The organism is Methylobacterium sp. CCH7-A2 (assembly GCF_001557075.1).
Taxonomy (GTDB): domain Bacteria; phylum Pseudomonadota; class Alphaproteobacteria; order Rhizobiales; family Beijerinckiaceae; genus Allobosea; species Allobosea massiliensis.
In genome coordinates, this window is sequence record NZ_LSKN01000311.1 from 1 (window position 1) to 406 (window position 406).

1 protein-coding gene is annotated in these 406 nt (G+C 66.7%); it reads left to right on the forward strand.

All coding sequences use genetic code 11. The annotated features are described in order from the left end of the window. Positions 1–85: 85 nt before the first annotated feature. Positions 86–271 (forward strand): hypothetical protein, encoded by a 186-nt coding sequence (locus AX750_RS24535; protein ID WP_067255136.1) that lies wholly within the window; start codon positions 86–88, stop codon positions 269–271. Positions 272–406 lie beyond the last annotated feature (135 nt).

Here is a 406-nt window from a genome sequence, read left to right on the forward strand (position 1 = left end):
GACGCCTTCGCGGTGATCGCGACCGGCCCCGGCCCTTCGAGGAGCCATCGAGCGGAATTCCCCCGCTCCCGGATGGAGCCTCACGATGTCGAACGATCTTGTCCTTGCCCAGAGCCACGCCTTCGCACTCGCCCGCACGCTGATGGTCGCGGTGACGGTTTTCCAGATCGATGGCGCCTATGGGGTGCTGCCGAGCGACGAGATCGACGACGCAGACGATCTGCACGTCATTCACGAATTCGATCCCCACGATCGTCGGCCGGCTCATTGAGCCGACCACTGGTGCCGCTGGCGAGCGGCCGCCCGCAAGGGAGGCTGCGCCGCGAACGATTGATCTCATCTTCCGTCGACGGTCGATCCGCGCCCTTGCAGGCGCCGCTCTTCGCGGCGGTTGGGCTTGGACCCG